A 4,079-nucleotide genomic window follows, 5' to 3' on the forward strand; every position below is an offset into this window, starting at 1 on the left:
AAGACAGCCAATGACATGATAATACAAAATGCTACAAGGAAAATGTGTGGGATCTTTGAAGTGGTGCAATAAAACTTGCAAGTTGCCAAAAACTGCGGCGCTGACTTGCTGTATTGACAGGTAAATTCAATAGGTTTATAATAGGTATATAAAATGACGAAAGGGGATAAATATGACTGACAGCGAACTTTACATTGAACGCAGAAAGTTTAAGAGAACGGATAAAAAGATTTCCGTATCATATAAAGTGGTATCAATTCCCAATGAAATAGATGATATTAAAAGGCAGGCATCAAGAAAAGTGACCGAAAGCGCCAATATCAGCATAGGCGGCATTCAGCTTCTTGACGAAATGGAACTTGTACCTGACCAGATATTACGCCTTGAATTCACGGTGGAAGGCCGTAAAGAACCGGTAATAACATTCGCGGAAGTACGCTGGGTGGCAAAAGATTCCAATATTAAAAGGTACAGGATAGGCATAGAATTTCTTGTGTTAAAAGATGAAGATAAGAAAATGATAGAAGATGTGGTGGGATAGAAAACATAAGCAGTTAAGTAGAAAGCCTGAAAAGCCGAGGGACGGATGCACGGATGGTCAGAGGGACGGAAGTAAAACCGGCGGCTTTGTAGTGTCGGGCATGCGGACGAAATACGCAGAAACATTGTGACTTAAAAAACTCTGTTATGATAAAGGGGCGGGGCGCGTTAAATACGTGTTCCGCCTTTTTTTTATCCCCGTACAGGGATAATATTAATGATTCAGGAGGTAATAACATGAATTACTTTAAAACGATGCTTTTAATGACAGGTTTTGTTGCGTTATTTATGTTTATAGGAAATTATTTCGGCGGTCAGCAGGGAATGATGATTGCGCTGGCTGTATCCGTAGGGATGAATTTTTTCAGCTACTGGTTTTCGGATAAAATGGTGCTTATGGCTTACAAAGCCAAGCCGGTAACGCCGCAGCAGGCGCCGCAGCTTTACGCCGCGGTTCAAAGGCTAACAACAATTGCCCAGCTTCCTATGCCCAAAGTTTATATAGTGGATGAACCATCGCCGAACGCTTTTGCGACAGGCAGAAATCCAAAAAACGCGGTAGTGGCAGTAACCACGGGATTATTAAATACACTTGACCAGCGCCAGCTTGAAGCCGTGCTTGCGCACGAACTTTCGCATGTTAAACACCGTGATATTTTAACAGGCACAATAGCCGCGTCCGTGGCAGGCGCCATAATGATGTTGTCGCGCTTTGCGATGTTTTTTGGCGGAAGGGATGATGATAACGGCGGCGGCATGGGCGGAATAATAATGATGATACTTGGGCCCATAGCGGCTATTTTAATTCAAATGATGATATCACGTTCAATGGAATACGCCGCTGACACAGAAGCCGCAAATATTACCGGCAGGCCGCAGGATTTGATTTCCGCGTTGGAAGCGATTACAGGCGGAATGAAAAAGCAGCTTCCCACCCACGCCACCCCGGCGACCCAGCACATGCTTATCGCCAGCCCGTTTACCGCGGGTATGCTGGCAAGCCTGTTTTCCACCCACCCGACGCTGGAACAGAGAAGGGCTAACTTGCTGAAATGGCACAGGTAAGTATTATTTATTCTGTTTGGTAATGTTTTGTCGTGGGTATGGTAGGCGCACCCTTTTAAGGTGCGGCAGTTAGTTTTAAGGTTTGGTATTGTTTTATAATGTCTTGTTGTGGTTCTGGTAGGCGCACCCTTTCAGGGTGCGGCAGTTGAATTAAAAACATAGAGGGTAGAGATGAAAGAAAAACCGCACAGGCTGCGCGCATCCTGTTATACCGGATGTAGTGCCGTGGCTTTCACGTTATGCTGTGAAAATAAAGAATGTTATTTTAATGACGAGAAATTAATCTTTGAATGCCTGAATATTCTAAAAAACGGGATTGATAGTTATAACGTAATCAATTGGGGATATGTATTTATGCCGGATCATATGCATATGATTCTTCAGGGCAGGGAAACAAACGCGAATCTTTTAAAACTGTTAAATATGTTTAAACAAAAAACGTCTTATAAAATCAAAAATACCATTAATTCATCATTCTCCTGGCAGAAGAGTTACTATGATCATATATTACGTTCAGAGAAGGAGTTAAGCAAACACATTAGATACATCGCAGAAAATCCTGTAAGAAAAGGTCTGATAGACGACTGGAAAAAGTATAAATATTTTGGTTCGTTAAGTTTTAAAGAATAAATATAGGTTGTTATTGTTATTGGTTAGTTGTGGGTATGGTAGGCGCACCCTTTCAGGGTGCGGTTGGAGCGAGCCTGTGAGCGGAAATCCCCGGGCTTGCGCGGATTTATAAGCACAAGTGTTAGGGGACAGTTAGTTTTAAGGTTTGGTGTTTAGTAGTTTATTTGTGAAGCGGGATGTTTTTTAAATTCAAGTGCCGCACATAATACCGAACAATTTAATTATATGTTCGGTATTAAAAGGGTGCGACTACGAGGGCGAAAACAATGTAAATTCTAAACAACGCACCCTAAAAGGGTGCGGCTACCAAGGCTAAACCAATATGATAAAAATTATTTCTTTATAAACTTTGCAATAAAAAAACCATCCATATTCATCTCGTTGCCCGGCAAGGATACAAAATATTTCTTTTTTATAAAATCGCTGAATTTTGAATTTTCTGTGACTGTAACCTGTTTAAATCCGTCAATGGTTTCCAAAAACTTCTCCACAACCCCCTCGTTCTCTGCGGGGTTAATTGTGCATGTGGAATAAAACAGTTCGCCGCCTTTTTTTACCCAGCCTGCCGCTGTTTTTAAAATTGCCAGCTGTGTTTTGGGGAAGTCTTTTAATTCCGCTTCTTCCAGGCACCACTTTTTTTCCGGGTGCCGCCTTATTACGCCAAGCGCGGAACATGGCGCGTCCACCAGAACCTTATCTGCGGTATCGTGCAGCGCGGGTATATCCAGCGTTGCGTCGTGGGTAATTACTTTTACGTTTGTTATGCCAAGCCGTGCGGTTGTATTATCTATCATGCGCGCGCGGCCTGCGTCAGATTCAATTGCCGCGATACCGCCTTTGTTTTCCATTGACATTGCCATATACGCGGCTTTGCCGCCCGGCGCGCTTCCGATATCAATAACGCTCTCTTTGGCTCCGGCGTCAATAAACGCGCCAAGCGCCTGCGACGCAAGGTCCTGCACGTAGTACAGACCGTGGGCGAATGGCTCACAGTCAATAGGATTGCCGGATTTTATAAGCAGTGCGTTTTTAAAGTTTTTTACCGGCTCGGCTTCAATAGAGTTTTGTTTAAGGGTTTTTATAAGTTCTTCCGCGTCTGTTTTAAGCGTGTTGACCCTTATAAAAAAAGGCGGCTTCACATTGCCTGCCTGCATGATTGCTTCAGCTTCTTTTGGATAATGTTTAAGGAAAAATTTAACCATCCACTTCTCATAGGAATATGTGGTTGCAAGGTACTCTTCCGGTTTTTTCTTTGAAATACCGTCTTCTGATGTATCTTTTAAAAGGTTCCTTAATACCGCGTTAATAAACCCGCCTGTTTTTGGGTGGACAAATTCCTTTGCAAGGTCAACGCAGGTGTTAATTGCCGCGTATGGCGGGATAGAATCCATTTTTTTAATCTGCCAGTAGCCGATGCGAAGGATGTTTAAAAGTTTGACGTCTTCAACGGGTTTTTTAATAAATTTTGAAAGGCGAAAATCAATAAGGGTTTTGTTGCGTAAAATTCCGTAGCATAGTTCATATATTTTGGCGATGTCGCGGTGTTCTTCGTTTATATCGCCCATGTTGTCTTCGATGGACTCTTTTACCCACCGTTTGCTGACAAAGGTATCGTTTAATATTTTAAAAGCAATCAGCCGAAAATCCCTGCGTGGTACCATTTATTCCTCCGTATTTTCATTTCGCTCTCTAAATTATAAAGATTATGCCATAAACCGAAAGAATTTTACAGGGATAGTATCGCAAAAGAAATCATAGGCAACTTGCAAGTTTTATTGCACCACTTCAAAGATCCCACACATTTTCCTTGTAGCATTTTGTATTATCATGTCATTGGCTGTCTT

At 42.3% G+C, this 4,079-nt stretch carries 4 protein-coding genes; 3 read left to right on the top strand and 1 reads right to left on the bottom strand.

Features of this window, described 5'->3' with window-relative positions; all coding sequences use genetic code 11:
- Window positions 1–172 precede the first annotated feature (172 nt).
- The 3 genes from JXR81_10210 to JXR81_10220 all read left to right on the top strand — a co-directional run bounded on the left by JXR81_10210 (window position 173) and on the right by JXR81_10220 (window position 2,235).
- Complete coding sequence (locus JXR81_10210) at window positions 173–541, top strand: PilZ domain-containing protein (protein ID MBN2755216.1); 369 nt, start codon at window positions 173–175, stop codon at window positions 539–541.
- Window positions 542–777: 236 nt separating this feature from the next.
- The gene (locus JXR81_10215) at window positions 778–1,605 is read left to right on the top strand and encodes a zinc metalloprotease HtpX (GenBank protein MBN2755217.1); all 828 of its coding nucleotides are present in this window, start codon (window positions 778–780) and stop codon (window positions 1,603–1,605) included.
- 171 nt (window positions 1,606–1,776) lie between these two features.
- Window positions 1,777–2,235 carry a transposase gene (locus JXR81_10220; GenBank protein ID MBN2755218.1) on the top strand — a complete coding sequence of 153 codons (459 nt, stop codon included), beginning with the start codon at window positions 1,777–1,779 and terminating at the stop codon, window positions 2,233–2,235.
- A gap of 332 nt (window positions 2,236–2,567) precedes the next feature.
- Here JXR81_10220 and rsmB read toward each other — a convergent pair whose 3' ends face one another.
- Window positions 2,568–3,896, bottom strand: a complete 1,329-nt coding sequence (gene rsmB / locus JXR81_10225) for a 16S rRNA (cytosine(967)-C(5))-methyltransferase RsmB (protein ID MBN2755219.1) — start codon at window positions 3,894–3,896, stop codon at window positions 2,568–2,570.
- Window positions 3,897–4,079 lie beyond the last annotated feature (183 nt).

The organism is Candidatus Goldiibacteriota bacterium, assembly GCA_016937715.1.
Taxonomy (GTDB): domain Bacteria; phylum Oederibacteriota; class PGYV01; order PGYV01; family PGYV01; genus PGYV01.

What these genes read in the sequence shown, in the direction of transcription:
- JXR81_10210 (MBN2755216.1), top strand. Translation starts at nt 173, where the DNA reads ATGACTGACAGCGAACTTTACATTGAACGCAGAAAGTTTAAGAGAACG.
- JXR81_10215 (MBN2755217.1), top strand. Translation starts at nt 778, where the DNA reads ATGAATTACTTTAAAACGATGCTTTTAATGACAGGTTTTGTTGCGTTA.
- JXR81_10220 (MBN2755218.1), top strand. Translation starts at nt 1,777, where the DNA reads ATGAAAGAAAAACCGCACAGGCTGCGCGCATCCTGTTATACCGGATGT.
- rsmB (MBN2755219.1), bottom strand. Translation starts at nt 3,896, where the DNA reads ATGGTACCACGCAGGGATTTTCGGCTGATTGCTTTTAAAATATTAAAC.